The 15,704-nt window shown below is 61.9% G+C and carries 16 protein-coding genes; 13 read left to right on the forward strand and 3 right to left on the reverse strand.

The window, feature by feature from the left end:
• Window position 1: 1 nt before the first annotated feature.
• Complete coding sequence (locus tag NQ492_RS09830; protein ID WP_044054813.1) at window positions 2–1,381, reverse strand: tryptophanase; 1,380 nt, start codon at window positions 1,379–1,381, stop codon at window positions 2–4.
• Between the two features lie 124 nt (window positions 1,382–1,505).
• Between NQ492_RS09830 and NQ492_RS09835 the strand changes: the two genes are divergently transcribed.
• The 13 genes from NQ492_RS09835 to NQ492_RS09895 all read left to right on the forward strand — a co-directional run bounded on the left by NQ492_RS09835 (window position 1,506) and on the right by NQ492_RS09895 (window position 12,973).
• The gene (locus tag NQ492_RS09835; protein ID WP_015547405.1) at window positions 1,506–1,688 is read left to right on the forward strand and encodes a rubredoxin; all 183 of its coding nucleotides are present in this window, start codon (window positions 1,506–1,508) and stop codon (window positions 1,686–1,688) included.
• A 32-nt stretch (window positions 1,689–1,720) separates the two neighbouring features.
• Window positions 1,721–2,332, forward strand: a complete 612-nt coding sequence (locus NQ492_RS09840; RefSeq protein ID WP_015547406.1) for a superoxide dismutase — start codon at window positions 1,721–1,723, stop codon at window positions 2,330–2,332.
• 179 nt (window positions 2,333–2,511) lie between these two features.
• Window positions 2,512–2,874: a hypothetical protein gene (locus NQ492_RS09845; protein ID WP_022061758.1), complete on the forward strand. Its 363-nt coding sequence runs from the start codon at window positions 2,512–2,514 to the stop codon at window positions 2,872–2,874.
• Between the two features lie 104 nt (window positions 2,875–2,978).
• Window positions 2,979–3,329 (forward strand): NADH-quinone oxidoreductase subunit A, encoded by a 351-nt coding sequence (locus tag NQ492_RS09850; protein WP_009599057.1) that lies wholly within the window; start codon window positions 2,979–2,981, stop codon window positions 3,327–3,329.
• Complete coding sequence (locus NQ492_RS09855; RefSeq protein ID WP_015547407.1) at window positions 3,320–3,976, forward strand: NADH-quinone oxidoreductase subunit B; 657 nt, start codon at window positions 3,320–3,322, stop codon at window positions 3,974–3,976. Before NQ492_RS09850 ends, NQ492_RS09855 begins: the two co-directional genes overlap by 10 nt.
• Window positions 3,977–4,038: 62 nt before the next feature.
• On the forward strand, window positions 4,039–5,586 hold the full coding sequence (locus tag NQ492_RS09860; protein ID WP_171024684.1) for an NADH-quinone oxidoreductase subunit D-related protein: 1,548 nt from the start codon (window positions 4,039–4,041) through the stop codon (window positions 5,584–5,586).
• 188 nt (window positions 5,587–5,774) lie between these two features.
• Window positions 5,775–6,851, forward strand: a complete 1,077-nt coding sequence (nuoH, locus tag NQ492_RS09865) for an NADH-quinone oxidoreductase subunit NuoH (RefSeq protein WP_015547409.1) — start codon at window positions 5,775–5,777, stop codon at window positions 6,849–6,851.
• Between the two features lie 2 nt (window positions 6,852–6,853).
• Window positions 6,854–7,294, forward strand: a complete 441-nt coding sequence (locus NQ492_RS09870; RefSeq protein ID WP_022061763.1) for a NuoI/complex I 23 kDa subunit family protein — start codon at window positions 6,854–6,856, stop codon at window positions 7,292–7,294.
• Window positions 7,295–7,297: 3 nt separating this feature from the next.
• Window positions 7,298–7,807, forward strand: coding sequence for an NADH-quinone oxidoreductase subunit J family protein (locus NQ492_RS09875; RefSeq protein WP_015547410.1), 510 nt, complete (start codon window positions 7,298–7,300; stop codon window positions 7,805–7,807).
• Between the two features lie 11 nt (window positions 7,808–7,818).
• On the forward strand, window positions 7,819–8,127 hold the full coding sequence (nuoK, locus tag NQ492_RS09880; RefSeq protein WP_022061764.1) for an NADH-quinone oxidoreductase subunit NuoK: 309 nt from the start codon (window positions 7,819–7,821) through the stop codon (window positions 8,125–8,127).
• Between the two features lie 22 nt (window positions 8,128–8,149).
• Entirely contained in the window at window positions 8,150–10,042 is a 1,893-nt protein-coding gene (gene nuoL / locus NQ492_RS09885; protein WP_015547412.1) for an NADH-quinone oxidoreductase subunit L, read from the forward strand.
• A gap of 12 nt (window positions 10,043–10,054) precedes the next feature.
• Window positions 10,055–11,539: a complex I subunit 4 family protein gene (locus tag NQ492_RS09890; RefSeq protein WP_050794776.1), complete on the forward strand. Its 1,485-nt coding sequence runs from the start codon at window positions 10,055–10,057 to the stop codon at window positions 11,537–11,539.
• 6 nt (window positions 11,540–11,545) lie between these two features.
• Entirely contained in the window at window positions 11,546–12,973 is a 1,428-nt protein-coding gene (locus tag NQ492_RS09895) for an NADH-quinone oxidoreductase subunit N (protein ID WP_259872900.1), read from the forward strand.
• A 96-nt stretch (window positions 12,974–13,069) separates the two neighbouring features.
• Here the strand turns inward: NQ492_RS09895 and NQ492_RS09900 are convergent, their stop codons facing one another.
• Entirely contained in the window at window positions 13,070–13,543 is a 474-nt protein-coding gene (locus tag NQ492_RS09900) for a methylated-DNA--[protein]-cysteine S-methyltransferase (protein ID WP_015547414.1), read from the reverse strand.
• Window positions 13,540–15,675, reverse strand: a complete 2,136-nt coding sequence (locus tag NQ492_RS09905; protein WP_044054472.1) for a S9 family peptidase — start codon at window positions 15,673–15,675, stop codon at window positions 13,540–13,542. Before NQ492_RS09905 ends, NQ492_RS09900 begins: the two co-directional genes overlap by 4 nt.
• Window positions 15,676–15,704: the final 29 nt, after the last annotated feature.

Raw genomic sequence — 15,704 nt, forward strand, 5'->3', positions numbered from 1 at the left:
GTTAACGGATTTTATCGAGTTCGACGGTGAAGTGGCGCAGGATCGGCGCCTCGAAGGTGATGCGGTAACCCGTGGTGATCTCCGCGCGGCGCTCGAAGATGTTGCGGCATGCGGCGGCGATCACCCGGATGTGGTTGTCGGTGTAGACGCGGCGCGGGATGGCCAGGCGCAGCAGTTCGAGCGCGGGGTAGCGGTTCTCGTGCGTCTCGGGGTCGCGGTCGGCGAGGATCGAGCCGATCTCCACGCCGCGGATGCCCGCTTCGAGGTAGAGTTCCACGGCCAGCGTCTGGGCGATGAACTGCTCCTTCGGGAGGTTCGGAAGCACCTTCTTCGCATCCACGAAGATCGCGTGCCCGCCTGCCGGACGCTGGTAGGGGACGCCGTACTGGTCCAGCAGGTCGCCCAGCAGCCGCACCTGCCGGATGCGGGTGTCGAGCTGTCCGAATTCCGTGTTCTCGTCCAGTCCCACGGCCAGCGCGTCCATGTCGCGGCCCGACATGCCGCCGTAGGTGACGTAGCCTTCGAACATGATGCTGAACGACATCGCCTTTTTGTAGAGTTCCTCGGAGCGCATCGCCACGAAGCCGCCCATGTTCACCACGCCGTCCTTCTTGGCCGAGATGGTCATAATGTCGGCCCAGTCGTACATTTCGCGGACGATCTCCTTGATCGTCTTCGAGGCGTAGCCCTCCTCGCGGGTTTTGATGAAGTAGGCGTTCTCGGCGAAGCGCGCCGAGTCCATCAGCAGGGGTACGCCGTAGCGGCGGCACAGTTCGGCCGTTTCGCGGATGTTGCGCATCGACACGGGTTGGCCTCCGGCCGTGTTGTTGGTGACGGTGAGCACCACGCACGGAATCTTTTCGCGCGGGTTTTCGGCGAGGACCTTTTCGAGTTTCGCAAGGTCCATCTCGCCTTTGAACGGCAGTTCGAGCTGCGTGTCGGCCGCGGCGTCGATCGTGCAGTCCACGGCGTGGCAGCGGCGGAATTCGATGTGCCCCTTCGTGGTGTCGAAGTGCGAGTTGCCCGGCACGATGTCGCCCTCCTTGAGCAGCGCCGAGAAGATCACGTTCTCCGCGGCGCGCCCCTGGTGCGTGGGCAGGAACCACGGCATGCCGAACAGCTCCGCGACCGTCGTTTTGAGCCGGAAATAGGACGAGGCCCCGGCGTAGCTTTCGTCGCCGGTCATCATCGCCGCCCACTGGCGGTCGGACATCGACCCCGTGCCCGAATCGGTCAGCAGGTCGATCGTCACCTGGTCCGAGCGCAGTTTGAAAAGGTTGTAGCGGGCTTCGCGAATCCACGCTTCGCGCTCTTCGCGCGTGGAAGTGCGAATGGCCTCGGTCATCTTGATCTTGTAGGGTTCGGCATAAGGAAGTGTCATCATATAGTTGGTTTTAGGTTGCAATTCGTCGGTATTCCGATCAAAATTACGAAAAATTTTCCGAAACCGGAACTCGGGTACGTTATTTGTTCGGGGTCCTGCTGAATTTAACCTTCCGAATGCGATGCAAAAATACCGCTGCACCTATTGCGAATACATCTATGATCCCGTGTCGGGCGATCCGGAACACAACGTGGGCCGGTATACGCCGTTCGACGCGCTGCCCGACGACTGGGTATGTCCCGTCTGCGGCCGGGGGAAATGGGCTTTCGATGCGATGAAGGAACAAAAAACAAGCGACATATGATTTTGTATCTCAACTTATTAACATCTTTGATTATGGCAACGACCGATACCGCGTCCTCGCCGCGTTTCACCCCGCAGGACCTGCCTTATGCCTACGACGCGCTTGCGCCCGCAATCTCCGAGGAGACGATGCACTACCACCACGACAAGCATTATGCTGGTTATGTCGACAAACTGAACGAGCTGATCGTCGACACGCCCTTTGCCGGGCAGCCGCTGGAAGACATCATCCTTTCGGCCGACGGGCCGGTCTACAACAACGCCGCGCAGGCGTGGAACCACGCGTTCTTCTTCGGACAGCTCTCGCCGAAACCCCAAAAGGAGCCTTCGGGCGAGCTGCTGGAGGCCATCAACCGCAATTTCGGCTCGCTAGACGAACTGAAGGTGCAGATCGGCCGCGCCGCCGCGGGCCTTTTCGGCTCGGGGTGGGTGTGGCTGGCCGAGGACCCCTCGGGGCGTCTGGCCGTTGTCAGCGAGCAGAACGCCGGCAACCCCATGCGCCACGGCATGAAGCCGCTGCTGGCGATCGACGTCTGGGAGCATGCGTATTACATCGACTACCGGAACCGCCGCGCCGATGCCGTCGAGGCCCTCTGGGGCGTCGTCGACTGGAAGGTCGTGGGCGACCGATACGCTGAAAAATAGGCGGTTTCCGCCGGTGTTCGAATGCCGTTTCCTATATAGGAAACGGCATTTTTTGCGGGTCGCGGATTCATGGATTTGTAATCAAAATTCGTCATTTTGTGATCATTTTGGTTTGCCGATGTGTTTTTCTGCGTAAAAGAGTGTATCTTCGCAGCGTAGAAATTTATGATTCGGACCGGATGCAGGAGAGAATTCAATTGGCATTGATCCTGTTGCTCTTCGCCCTGGCGGGGAGTCTGGAGGATACGTCGTTCCGCAGCGGCGCGGAGAGCGTGCGCCCTGCCCTGACGCAATCCTCGGTTGCCGGTTCGCACGCCGCGGCATGCAATTATTTCTCCGCCGCGATCTGTCCCTGCGCCGTCTCGATCGAGGCTCCCGCAGCTCCTTCGGACCATAAGGCCGCCGTGCGGCAGCTTGCCGGCGCGCGCGTCGCCTGTGATGCCGCTTTCGGCCTCCGTACCGCAATGCGGACCTATTCCCCGGCTTTGCACCCCGACGCCGTGGATTACTACGTCTTCTCTCTGGGGCGCATTCTGATTTAGCCTTTTCCGCCGTTTTACCTGCCGCATGTTTCCGGGGCTTTGCCGTCCGCGGGGCGTGCGTGCGTTCGTCGTGCCGGAATTAAAAATCGTAAAACAACATATCTATGTATTTCACGCTATTGGTGGTCGTCATCCTTACGGCCATTGCGCTGGTCGCAGTCGCGCTGGGCATCGCCCGCGCCGTGTCGCCGCGTTCGTACAACCCCCAGAAGGGCGAGGCTTACGAGTGCGGCATCCCGACGCGCGGACGTTCGTGGATGCAGTTCAAGGTGGGTTACTACCTCTTCGCCATCCTCTTCCTGATGTTCGACGTCGAGACGGTGTTCCTCTTTTCGTGGGCCGTCGTCGTGCAGGAACTGGGCGTCTACGGACTGGTGAGCATTCTCTTCTTTTTGGTGGTACTGATTCTGGGCCTTGCCTACGCATGGCGGAAAGGAGCTTTGGAATGGAAATAAAGAGACCGAAAATCAAGTCGATGAAGTACGAAGACTTCAACGACAACGAATACCTCGAACAGATGGTGCGCGAACTGCGCGAGAACGGAACCCATGTGGTGGCGGGATGTCTCGACGAGGTGATCAACTGGGGGCGCAGCAACAGCCTCTGGCCCCTGACGTTCGCCACGAGCTGCTGCGGCATCGAATTCATGGCCGTGGGCGCCGCGCGCTACGACTTCGCCCGGTTCGGGTTCGAAGTGGCCCGCGCCTCCCCGCGCCAGGCCGACTTCATCATGGTCGCCGGAACCATCACGCACAAGATGGCTCCGGTGCTCAGGCGTCTTTACGACCAGATGGCCGATCCCAAATACGTGATCGCCGTGGGCGGCTGCGCCATCAGCGGCGGTCCGTTCAAGAAGTCGTACCACGTGGTCAACGGCGTGGACCGGATTCTGCCCGTCGACGTTTACATCCCCGGATGTCCGCCGCGTCCCGAGGCGATGCTCTACGGACTGATGCAGCTTCAGCGCAAGGTGAAACTGCAACGCTTCTTCGGAGGCGTGAACCGGCAGATCGGCCGCGAGGAGTACGAACGGCTGCTGCGGAGCGACCTGACGGCGGAGAAGAACGATTTGAATGTGGACGAAGAAAAACGAGAATTATGACCCTGACAGATAAAATGAAGGCCTGGGAGCCTGCGGCCGTGTGGTCGGAGGCCGGCGAGGGGATGTTCACCGTGCCGGCGGAAGCTTTCCGCGGGGTGGCCGAACGCCTGAAGGCCGAAGGCTTCGATTTCCTGCGCAGCCTCACGGGCATGGACTGGGGCGAAGAGGGCTTCGGCGTGGTGTACCACCTCGAAGCCACCTCGACGGGCGAGAACGTCGTGGTGCGGACGCTGACTCCGGAACGCGAACGCCCGGTCCTGCCCTCGGTGTGCGACCTGTGGAAGGCCGCCGAGTTGAACGAGCGCGAGGCGTTCGACTACTTCGGCATCCGTTTCCTGAACCATCCCGACATGCGGCGGCTGTACCTGCGCGACGATTGGGTGGGACATCCCCTGCGCAAGGACTACGATCCGGCGTCGAACCCGCTCCGCATGAGCAACGAGGTGTCGAAGGACAGCGCCCCGACCTTCGAGTTGCAGCCCGACGGCAGTTTCATACGCGGGCGCAACGTGCTTTTCGAGGAGGAGGAGTACGTCATCAACGTCGGTCCCCAGCACCCGGCCACGCACGGCGTGCTGCGCTTCCGCGTGTCGCTCGAAGGCGAGATCATTAAAAAACTCGACGTGCACTGCGGCTACATCCACCGCGGCATCGAGAAGATGTGCGAGGAGCTGACCTATCCCCAGACCCTCGCCCTGACGGACCGTCTCGACTACCTCGGGGCGTCGCAGAACCGCCACGCCCTCTGCATGTGCATCGAAAAGGGGCTGGGCGTCGAGGTGCCGGAGCGCGTGCAGTACATCCGCACGATCATGGACGAGTTGCAGCGCATTGATTCGCACCTGCTCTTCTTCGCCTGCCTGTGCATGGACATGGGCGCGCTGACGGCCTTCTTCTACGGTTTCCGCGACCGCGAGAAGGTGCTCGACATTCTGGAGCAGACCACCGGCGGCCGCCTGATCCAGACTTACAACACCATCGGCGGCGTGCAGGCCGACATCCATCCCGATTTCGTGCGCAAGGTCAAGGAGTTCATCGCCTACATGCGTCCCGTGCTGCGCGAGTACCACGAGATTTTCACGGGCAACGTCATCGCGCAGGAGCGTCTGAAAGGCACCGGCGTGCTGACGCGCGAGGATGCCATTTCGTTCGGCGCCACGGGCGGCACGGGCCGCGCCGCAGGGTGGGCCTGCGACGTGCGCAAGCGCCATCCCTACGCCGTTTACGGCAAGGTGGATTTCGAGGAGGTGCTCTTCACCGAAGGCGACTGCCTGGCCCGCTACATGGTCCGCATGCGGGAGATCGAGCAGAGCATGCACATCATCGAGCAGTTGATCGACAACATTCCCGAAGGCGAATACCAGTTGAAGATGAAGCCCGTGATCCGCATTCCCGAGGGCAGCTACTACGCCGCCGTCGAGGGAAGCCGCGGCGAGTTCGGGGTCTTCATCGAGAGCCGGGGCGACAAGTTCCCCTACCGCATGAAGTTCCGCTCGACGGGTCTGCCGCTCGTCTCGTGCCTGGAGACCATCGCCCGGGGGACGAAGATCGCCGACCTGATCGCCATCGGCGGCACGCTGGATTACGTGGTTCCGGATATTGACAGATAAAGAGACTCTATGACCATGATGCATCATATCACGCTGTCGAATGGCGTTTTCGCCGCCTGCGGCGTCGTTTGCAAGTCCGACCCCACCCCAAACCCCTCCCTTGGGGAGGGACTTGGTGCCGCTGCGCGGCAAAATCGGCGTTTCGGACGGTTGTGCCATAATCTGTAATAGCGAAAAATTGTATTGCTATGTTCGACTTTTCTATAATTACGAGCTGGGTCCACGGGCTGCTGACCTCGCTGATGCCCCTCGGGCTGGCCGTTTTCATCGAATGCGTGATCGTCGGCGGCTGTCTGCTGCTGATGTACACCGTGATCGCCATCCTGATGATCTTCATGGAACGCAAGGTCTGCGCGGCCTTCCAATGCCGCCTCGGGCCGATGCGCGTGGGTCCGTGGGGTACGGTGCAGGTCATCTGCGATGTCTTCAAGATGCTCACCAAGGAGATCATCACCATCCGCCGTTCGGACAAGTTCCTCTACAACCTCGCGCCCTATATCGTCATCCTCGCCTCGGTGCTGGCCTTCGCCTGTCTGCCGGTCAACAAGGGGCTGGAGGTGCTGGATTTCAACGTGGGCGTCTTCTTTATGATGGCCGCCTCGTCGATCGGCGTGGTCGGCATTCTGCTGGCGGGGTGGAGTTCCAACAACAAGTATTCGCTCATCGGCGCCATGCGCAGCGGTGCGCAGATGATCTCCTACGAGCTTTCCATCGGCCTCTCGATCCTCACGATCATCGTGCTGACCGACACCATGCAGTTCTCCGAGATCGTGGCCCGGCAGGCCGACGGGTGGTTCCTTTTCAAGGGCCACATTCCGGCGCTGATCGCCTTCGTGATCTACCTCATCGCCGGCAACGCCGAGGTCAACCGCGGCCCGTTCGACCTCCCGGAGGCCGAGTCGGAGCTGACGGCGGGCTACCACACCGAGTATTCGGGCATGCACTTCGGGCTGTTCTACGTTGCCGAGTTCGTCAACCTGTTCATCGTCGCGGGCGTCGCCGCCACCATCTTCCTCGGAGGCTGGATGCCGCTGCACATTGCGGGCTGGGAGGGCTTCAACGCCGTGATGGACTGCATTCCGGGTTTCGTGTGGTTCTTCGCCAAGGCGTTTTTCGTGGTGTGGCTGCTCATGTGGATCAAGTGGACCTTTCCGCGCCTGCGCATCGACCAGATCCTGACGCTCGAATGGAAATACCTCGTTCCCATCGGGCTGGCGAACCTGTTGCTGATGGTCATTGTCGTCGTCTTTAAACTGCATTTTTAGTTATGAGTAGCTATATCAAAGGCCTTTTCCACGGACTGGGAACCCTTTTGACCGGACTTAAAGTGACGGGGCGCGAGTTCTTCACGCCCAAGATCACCGAGCAGTATCCCGAAAACCGGGCCACGCTGAAGATGTACGACCGTTTCTGCGGCTCTCTGACGATGCCCCACGACGCCGAGGGGCGCAACAGGTGCATCGCCTGCGGGCTGTGCCAGTCGGCCTGCCCCAACGGGACCATCCGCCTCACGACCGAGACGGTCGCCGACCCCGGGACGGGCAAGACCAAAAAACGGCTGGTGCGCTACGAGTACGACCTGGGGTCGTGCATGTTCTGCCACCTGTGCGTCAACGCCTGCCCGACCGGCGCGATCCGCTTCTCGACCGATTTCGAGCACGCCGTCTACACGCGCGAAAAGCTCGTCAAACAACTCAATAAACAGTAAGTCATGGAAATAACACTCGAATTGATCGTTTTCACGGTCCTGGCGCTGTTCATCGGCGTCAGCGCGATTCTCGCCGTGACGACCCGGCGCATCCTGCGCGCCGCGACCTACCTGCTGTTCGTGCTCTTCGGTACGGCGGGCATCTACTTCCAGCTCAACTACTCGTTCCTCGGGGCGGTGCAGCTGCTGATCTACGCCGGCGGCATCACGGTGCTCTACGTCTTCTCGATCCTCCTGACGTCGAGCCAGGGCGACAAGGCCGAGGACCTGAAGGGCTACAAGCTCTTCGTGGGGCTGGGCGCCGCGCTGGCCAGCCTGGGCATCTGCCTCTGGATAACGCTCCGCCACGACTTCCTGCCCTCGCATTTCGAGCACGGCGAACTGCACGTGCGGACCATCGGCCACGCGCTGATGAGCAGCGGAAAATACGGTTACATCCTGCCGTTCGAGGTGATCAGCCTGCTGCTGCTGGCCTGCATCGTCGGCGGCATCCTCATCGCGCGCAAACGCTAAAAAACACGACTATGATACACATGGAATATTACCTGATTGTCTCCACGGTGATGATGTTCGTGGGCATTTACGGATTCGTCACGCGCCGCAACCTGCTGGCGATGCTGATTTCGGTCGAGCTGATTCTCAACTCGGTGGACATCAATTTCGTGGTCTTCAACCGCTTCCTCTTCCCCGAGCAGCTCGAAGGGTTCTTCTTCGCCCTGTTCGCCATCGGAATCAGCGCCGCGGAGACCGCCGTGGCCATCGCCATCATCATCAATATCTACCGCAACATCCGCAACATCGGCGCCCGGAGCCTGCGGGAAATGAAGTGGTAACGGTGCGAAAAAACGATCTTCTATGGAATATACGATTCTGATTCTGTTGCTTCCGCTGGCGAGTTTCCTCGTGCTGGGGCTTGCGGGCATGAAGATGCGTCCCGCGGCGGCGGGCGCCGTGGGCACGGCCGTGCTGGCCGTCGTGGCGCTGTTGAGCTATTGGACGGCTTTCGAATACTTCTCGGCCGGGCGCGATGCCGCGGGCGTGTTTCCGACGCTGATCCCCTGGAACGCCGTGTGGCTGCCCATCGGCGGTGCGCTGCACATCGACCTGGGCATTCTGCTCGACCCGATTTCGGTGATGATGCTCGTGGTGATCTCCACGGTGTCGCTGATGGTCCACATCTACTCGCTGGGCTATATGAAGGGTGAGCGGGGCTTCCAGCGTTACTATGCCTTTCTGTCGCTCTTCACGATGAGCATGATCGGGCTGGTCGTGGCGACCAACATCTTTCAGATGTACCTCTTCTGGGAGCTGGTGGGCGTCAGCTCCTACCTGCTGATCGGCTTCTACTATACGAAGAAGGAGGCCGTGGCTGCCTCGAAGAAGGCCTTCATCGTCACGCGCTTCGCCGACCTGGGTTTCCTCATCGGTATCCTCGTCTACGGCTATTACGCCGGAACCTTCTCCTTCACGCCCGAGGCGCATGCGCTGGCCGCCGCCGGGACGATGATTCCGCTGGCGCTGGGACTGATGTTCGTCGGCGGCGCGGGCAAGAGCGCCATGTTCCCGCTGCACATCTGGCTGCCCGACGCCATGGAGGGCCCCACGCCCGTGTCGGCGCTGATTCATGCCGCCACGATGGTCGTGGCGGGCGTCTACCTCGTAGCGCGAATGTTCCCGCTGTTTATCGGCTATGCGCCCGAGGTGCTGCATTGGACGGCCTATATCGGGGCCTTCACGGCGCTGTACGCCGCCGTCGTGGCCTGCGTGCAGAGCGACATCAAGCGTGTGCTGGCGTTCAGCACCATTTCGCAGATCGGATTCATGCTCGTGGCGCTGGGCGTCTCGACCTCGGCCGACCCGCACGCCGGAGGGCTGGGTTACATGGCCTCGATGTTCCACCTCTTCACCCACGCCATGTTCAAGGCCCTGCTGTTCCTCGGCGCGGGGTGCATCATCCATGCCGTGCACTCCAACGAGATGTCGGCCATGGGCGGCCTGCGCCGCTACATGCCGCTGACCCACTTGACGTTCCTCGTGGCGTGCCTCGCCATCGCGGGGATCTGGCCCTTGAGCGGTTTCTTCTCGAAGGACGAGATCCTGACGGCCTGTTTCGCCTTCTCACCCGTCATGGGGTGGGTGATGACCGCCATCGCGGGACTTACGGCCTTCTACATGTTCCGGCTCTATTACGGTATTTTCTGGGGCGCGGAGAACCGCGAACTGCATGCGGCGCACAAGCCGCACGAGGCTCCGCTGACGATGACCCTGCCGCTGGTGTTTCTGGCGGCGGTGACCTGCGTGGCGGGATTCATCCCCTTCGGGGAGTTCGTGTCGAGCGACGGCGCGCCCTATGTCATCCATATCGACCGGAGCGTTGCCGCCGTGAGCCTCTGCGTCGCCGCTGCGGCCATCGCGCTGGCGACGTGGATGTACGCCCGCGACCGGCAGCCCGTGGCCGACAGGCTGGCCGCGACGTTCAGCGGCCTGCACCGCGCGGCCTATCGCCGGTTCTACATCGACGAGGTCTACCAGTTCATCACCCACCGGGTGATTTTCGCCTGCATCTCGACGCCCATTGCGTGGTTCGACCGCCATGTGGTCGACGGCTTTATGAATCTCCTCGCCTGGGGTGCAAACGGCGCCGCCTGGCTCATCCGCGACATGCAGAGCGGCAGCGTGCAGCGTTACTGCATCTGGTTCCTCGGCGGTGCGCTGGGCCTCACGATCCTGATTCTTCTAATCTGTTAATCCGAACGAGTTATGAATATACTATCTCTGTTTCCCGCCGTTCCGCTCGTGATGATGCTGGGTCTGTGGCTCTCGAAGTCCACGCGGCAGATTCACACGGTGATGGTCGCAGGCTCTTCGCTGCTCGTGGCGCTGGCCGTCGTGCTCGTGGTGCAGTACCTCGGGCTGCGCGGCGCGGGCGAGACGGCGCAGATGCTCTTCACCGAAAGCCGCGTCTGGTATGCGCCGCTCAACATCCACTACGCCGTGGGCGTCGACGGCATTTCGGTGGCAATGCTCCTGCTGTCGGCCGTCATCGTCTTCACGGGCACGTTCGCCTCGTGGCAGATGAAGACCGACGTCAAAGCCTACTTCCTCTGGTTCTGCCTGTTGAGCGTGGGGGTGTTCGGGTTCTTCATTTCGGTCGACCTCTTCACGATGTTCCTGTTCTACGAGGTGGCGCTGATCCCGATGTACCTGCTGATCGGCGTCTGGGGCAGCGGGCGCAAGGAATACGCCGCCATGAAACTGACGCTGATGCTCATGGGCGGTTCGGCGTTGCTGCTGATCGGCATTCTGGGCATCTACTTCGGTGCGGGCGCCACGACGATGAACATTCAGGAGATCGCCGCGCTGAACAACATTCCCGTTGCCCAGCAGCGCATCTGGTTCCCGCTGGTGTTCGTGGGTTTCGGCGTGCTGGGCGCGCTGTTCCCGTTCCATACGTGGAGCCCCGACGGCCACGCCTCGGCCCCGACGGCCGTGTCGATGCTCCACGCCGGGGTGCTGATGAAGCTGGGCGGATACGGCTGTTTCCGGGTTGCTATGTATCTTTTACCCGAAGCGGCGCATGAATTGAGCTGGGTATTTATCATCCTGACAACGATTTCCGTCGTCTACGGCGCCTTCTCGGCCTGCGTGCAGACCGACCTCAAGTACATCAACGCCTACTCCTCGGTGTCGCACTGCGGACTGGTGTTGTTCGCCGTTTTGATGATGAACACCACGGCCGGTACGGGCGCCGTGCTCCAGATGTTGAGCCACGGCCTGATGACGGCCCTCTTCTTCGCGCTGATCGGCATGATCTACGGCCGCACCCACACGCGGGACATCCGCCAGCTGGGCGGGCTGATGAAGGTGATGCCGTTCCTCGCGGTCGGGTATGTGATCGCGGGTCTGGCCAACCTCGGGCTGCCGGGCCTGAGCGGCTTCGTGGCCGAAATGACCATCTTCAACGGCGCGTTTATGAACGCCGACACGTTCCACCGCGTGGTGACCGTCATCGCCTGCACGTCGATCGTCATCACGGCGGTCTACATCCTGCGCGTCGTCGGGAAAATCCTTTACGACACGTGCGACAATCCCGAACACCTGAAGCTTTCGGACGCCACGTGGGACGAGCGGCTGTCGGTCGTTTGCCTCGTCGTCGCCATCGCCGGCATGGGGCTGGCGCCGCTGTGGGTGAGCGACATGATCCGCGGCAGCGTCGCGGAGATCATTGCACATATTTTGAGTTAAGCGACTATGGATTACACCTCGATATTTACGCTGATGCGGGCCGAAGTGACCCTCACGGCGATTCTCGTCTTCGTGTTCCTCTACGACCTCATGGCCGGGGAGCGCGCACGCCGCCGCTTTTCGGCCGTGGTCTGCTGCCTGATGGTCGTGCAGGTGGTTGTGAACCTTGTTCCGGCTGCGGGGGGCGAACTCTTCGGCGGCATGTTCTGCCATACGCCGATGGACGGCATCGTCAAAAGCATGCTCTCCGTCGGGGCGCTGATCGTCTTCATGCAGTCCGACACGTGGCTGCGCCGCGAGGACACGCGCCACAAGCAGGGCGAATTCTACATCCTGACCCTCTCGACGCTGCTGGGCATGTATTTTATGATCGGCGCGGGCAACTTCCTGCTGTTCTTCATCGGTCTGGAGCTGGCTTCGGTCCCGATGGCCTGTCTGGTGGCCTTCGACAAATACAAACGCTATTCGGCCGAGGCGGGGGCCAAATACATCCTCTGCGCGCTGTTCTCGAGCGGACTGATGCTCTACGGCATCTCGTTCCTCTACGGAACGACCGGGACGCTCTATTTCGGCGACATGGCCGCCCGCATCGACGGTTCGCCGTTGCTGGTGATGGCCCTGGTCTTCTTCCTCTCGGGGCTCGGCTTCAAGATTTCGCTCGTGCCCTTCCACCTCTGGACGGCGGACGCCTACCAGGGCGCGCCGACGAACGTGACCGCCTATCTTTCGGTGGTCTCGAAGGGCGCTGCGGCGTTCGTGCTGCTGACGGTGCTCGTGAAGGTGTTCGCCCCGATGACCGAACAGTGGCAGACGCTGCTCTGGATCGTGACGGTGTCGAGCATCACCGTTGCGAACCTCTTCGCCATCCGGCAGAAGGACCTCAAGCGTTTCATGGCCTTCTCGTCCATCTCGCAGGCCGGATACATCATGCTGGCCGTCATCGGCGGCAGCGCCATCGGCATGACCTCGCTGGTCTTTTACGTGCTGGTCTACATGGCCGCCAACCTCGCGGTGTTCGGCGTGCTGTCCGCCGTCGAGCAGCACAGCGGCGGCAGGGTCTCGCTGGAGGACTACAACGGGTTTTCCCGCACTAATCCCCGCCTGGCGCTGCTGATGACCCTGGCGTTGTTCTCGCTGGCGGGAATCCCGCCCTTCGCCGGGTTCTTCTCGAAATTCTTCGTCTTCGCCGCGGCTTTCAGTGGCGGATTCCACCTGCTGGTCTTCATCGCGCTGGTCAACACGGTCGTGTCGCTCTATTACTACCTGTTGATCGTCAAGGCGATGTACATTATGCCCGGCGACGCGCCGATCGCGGCGTTCCGCAGCGACCGTTACACGCGCGTCAGCCTCGCGCTCTGCATGGCAGGCGTCCTGCTGCTGGGCATCGTCAGCGCGGTTTACGACGGCATCAACGCCTTTGCGTTCGGGCTTTGACCCGGCGGGATATGCAGATGCGGGGCGCGGGAGACCGTGCCCCGCATTTTTTCGTGCGGGTGCGATTGGGGTTTGCGGGCCTGCCGCCGGGGTGCGTTATCGCCGCTTTTCCAGGGCGAGCAGCCGTTCCTTGATGTCGAGCCCTCCGGCGTAGCCCGTGAGCTTGCCGTCGTAACCCAGGACGCGGTGGCAGGGAATGACGATGACGATGGGGTTGCGGTTGTTGGCCATGCCGACGGCGCGGAACGATTTGTTGTGGCCGATCTGCATGGCGATATGTCCGTAGGTGCGGGTTTCGCCGTAGGGGATGGTTTGCAACGCCTGCCAGACAGATTGCTGGAAGGGCGTTCCGGCGGGTGCGAGCGGCAGCGAGAAGTCGCGGCGCGTGCCGGCGAAATACTCCCGGAGCTGCGCCGCCGCCTTCAGCAGCAGGGGTGTGGCGGCGGTTTCGGGGACGGCCGCGGAGCCTTCCGGAACTGTCGTGCCGAAACGGATCTGCGTCACAGCCTCGCCCGTAGCCGTGATCGTCACGGGGCCGACGGGCGTTTCGTGTTGCAATGTGTACGTCATAAATTCTTCAGAGTGTAGTCGATCATCTTTTGTCTTATGTGTGCCGTTGCGTCGGGCAACATCGAATGGTTCTGGTCGGGGTACACCATCATGTCGTACTGTTTGCCGGCGCGGTTGAGCGCCCGGGTCATCTCGACGGTGTTCTGGAAATGGACGTTATCGTCGGCCGTGCCGTGGATGATCAGCAGCCGCGTGCGCCGGTCGTCGAGCATCCGCGCGAAATTGATCGGCGAATTGTCGTCGTAGCCTGCGGCGTTGTACTGCGGAAGGTTGTTGTAGATCTCGGTGTAGATCGTGTCGTAATAACGCCACGAGGTGACGGGAGCCACGGCGATGGCCATTTTGAACAGCCCGAGGCCCTTCATCGCACAGCTCAGGGCCATGAATCCGCCGTAGGACCAGCCGTAGATGCCGATGCGCGCAGGGTCGATCCAGGGCTGCGCCGCCATGTGGCGGGCGGTCGAAAGCTGGTCCTCGACCTCCAGCGCCCCCAGGCGTCCGTAGGTGAGTTTCTTGAACTTTTCGCCCCGGAATCCCGTGCCGCGGCCGTCGGCGCAGACCACGATGTAGCCTTTGTCGGCGAGGGCGTCCTCCCAGTCCAGCGACCAGCGGTCGCGCACGGACTGCGAGCCGGGACCCGAATACTGGGTCAGCAATACGGGGTAACGCTGCGAGGGATCGAAGCCGCGGGGCTTGACCATATAGGCGTTGAGCGTGTCGCCGCGCTCGGTCGTGAAGGTGAAGAACTCCTTCACGGGGCGGTCGGCGGCGGCCAGTTCTTCGCGCAGGCGGCGACTGTCGGCCAGCGTGCGGACGGGTTTCCCGGCGGCGTCGCAGACCTCCGTGACGTTGGGGGTCGAGGCGTTGGAAAAGGTGGTGATGAAGTATTTCATCCCGGCGCTCGGGGCTGCGGTGTAGTAGCCCTCGCCCGTGGTGAGACGCTGTTTGTCCTTGCCGTCGAGGCGCACGCTGTACAGGTTGCGGCGCAGCGGCGAGGTCTCGGTCGAGAGGAACCACACGCGCCTGCCGTCGGTTCCCACGAGCTGGGTCACCTCCCACGGGCCTTTGGTCACCTGTTCGAGGATGCCCCGGCGGAGGCTGTACAGGTAGAGGTGCATGAAGCCCGTGTGGCTCTCCTGCTGCACGAGGAAACGGTCGCGGTCGACGAAGGTCACGGTCCCGTCGTCCACGCGCTCGACATATTGCTGCGCCCGCTCCTCGTAGACCGTGCGCTGCGCTCCGTGGGGTTCGCAGACGATCATCTCGAAGGTGTTCTGGCGGCGGTTGAGGCGGTAGTACCACGGCCGTCCGTCGGGCGTCCAGCCGATGCGGGGAATGTACTGGTCGGTCTCCTCGCCCGTGTCGATGCGCTCCCTGGCGCCGGTCTCGAGGTCGGCGATCCAGAGCTGGACCACGGAGTTGCGCTCCCCGGCCTTGGGGTATTTGAATGAATAGGCCCTGTTGTAGAGTTTGCCGTCGAAGCGCATCATCTCCATCAGCGGCACTTCGCTCTCGTCGAAACGCAGGTAGGCGATGCGGCGGCTGTCGGGCGAGAAGGCGTAGGCCCGCGTTGCGCCGAACTCCTCCTCGTAGACCCAGTCGGTCGTGCCGTTGATCACCTCGTTCCACGCCCCGTCGTCGGTGATGCGGCGCGTGGTCTGGGAGGCGATGTCGTAGACGTAGAGATCGTTGCGGTCCGAGTAGGCGATCTTCTGCCCGTCGGGCGAGAAGGAGGCGTCGCGCGGCGCTTCGGCGTCGCGCAGGACGGGGCGCACGGCGTTGTCGCGCACGAGTGAATAGCTGGTGGTGTACGAATGGCGGTAGATCGGCTTGCGGCCCGAGGCAATGAGGATCGACCGCTCGTCGGGCGAGAAGGCGTAGTCGGTGATGACGAGGTTCGGCGCGGGCGCGGGGAGCATGCTCTCGCCGGGAGCCGCGGAGGCGTAGCTGTAACGGACGATGTCGTTCGATTCGAGCGTGGTGTAGTGTTCGCCGTCGGCCATCGAGCGGATGCCGCGCACCGATTCGTTCAGCCCCCGCAGCCGGGCGATTTCGGCGTATTCGTTCTGGGCGCGGACGCTGCCCGTCAGGAGCGCCGCTGCGGTTATTAGCGGGAAAAGAATGGTTTTCAAGAGAAAATGACGTGTTGAAAGTTGTGTTC

The organism is Alistipes shahii WAL 8301, assembly GCF_025145845.1.
Taxonomy (GTDB): Bacteria; Bacteroidota; Bacteroidia; order Bacteroidales; family Rikenellaceae; genus Alistipes; species Alistipes shahii.

Excerpts from the sequence above, each read along its gene's own strand:
- nuoH (WP_015547409.1), top strand. The coding sequence starts at position 5,775 with ATGTTCGACTTTTCTATAATTACGAGCTGGGTCCACGGGCTGCTGACC.
- NQ492_RS09890 (WP_050794776.1), top strand. The coding sequence starts at position 10,055 with ATGAATATACTATCTCTGTTTCCCGCCGTTCCGCTCGTGATGATGCTG.
- nuoL (WP_015547412.1), top strand. The coding sequence starts at position 8,150 with ATGGAATATACGATTCTGATTCTGTTGCTTCCGCTGGCGAGTTTCCTC.
- NQ492_RS09870 (WP_022061763.1), top strand. The coding sequence starts at position 6,854 with ATGAGTAGCTATATCAAAGGCCTTTTCCACGGACTGGGAACCCTTTTG.
- nuoK (WP_022061764.1), top strand. The coding sequence starts at position 7,819 with ATGATACACATGGAATATTACCTGATTGTCTCCACGGTGATGATGTTC.
- NQ492_RS09900 (WP_015547414.1), bottom strand. The coding sequence starts at position 13,543 with ATGACGTACACATTGCAACACGAAACGCCCGTCGGCCCCGTGACGATC.
- NQ492_RS09830 (WP_044054813.1), bottom strand. The coding sequence starts at position 1,381 with ATGACACTTCCTTATGCCGAACCCTACAAGATCAAGATGACCGAGGCC.
- NQ492_RS09845 (WP_022061758.1), top strand. The coding sequence starts at position 2,512 with ATGCAGGAGAGAATTCAATTGGCATTGATCCTGTTGCTCTTCGCCCTG.
- NQ492_RS09850 (WP_009599057.1), top strand. The coding sequence starts at position 2,979 with ATGTATTTCACGCTATTGGTGGTCGTCATCCTTACGGCCATTGCGCTG.
- NQ492_RS09860 (WP_171024684.1), top strand. The coding sequence starts at position 4,039 with ATGTTCACCGTGCCGGCGGAAGCTTTCCGCGGGGTGGCCGAACGCCTG.
- NQ492_RS09835 (WP_015547405.1), top strand. The coding sequence starts at position 1,506 with ATGCAAAAATACCGCTGCACCTATTGCGAATACATCTATGATCCCGTG.
- NQ492_RS09875 (WP_015547410.1), top strand. The coding sequence starts at position 7,298 with ATGGAAATAACACTCGAATTGATCGTTTTCACGGTCCTGGCGCTGTTC.
- NQ492_RS09895 (WP_259872900.1), top strand. The coding sequence starts at position 11,546 with ATGGATTACACCTCGATATTTACGCTGATGCGGGCCGAAGTGACCCTC.
- NQ492_RS09855 (WP_015547407.1), top strand. The coding sequence starts at position 3,320 with ATGGAAATAAAGAGACCGAAAATCAAGTCGATGAAGTACGAAGACTTC.
- NQ492_RS09840 (WP_015547406.1), top strand. The coding sequence starts at position 1,721 with ATGGCAACGACCGATACCGCGTCCTCGCCGCGTTTCACCCCGCAGGAC.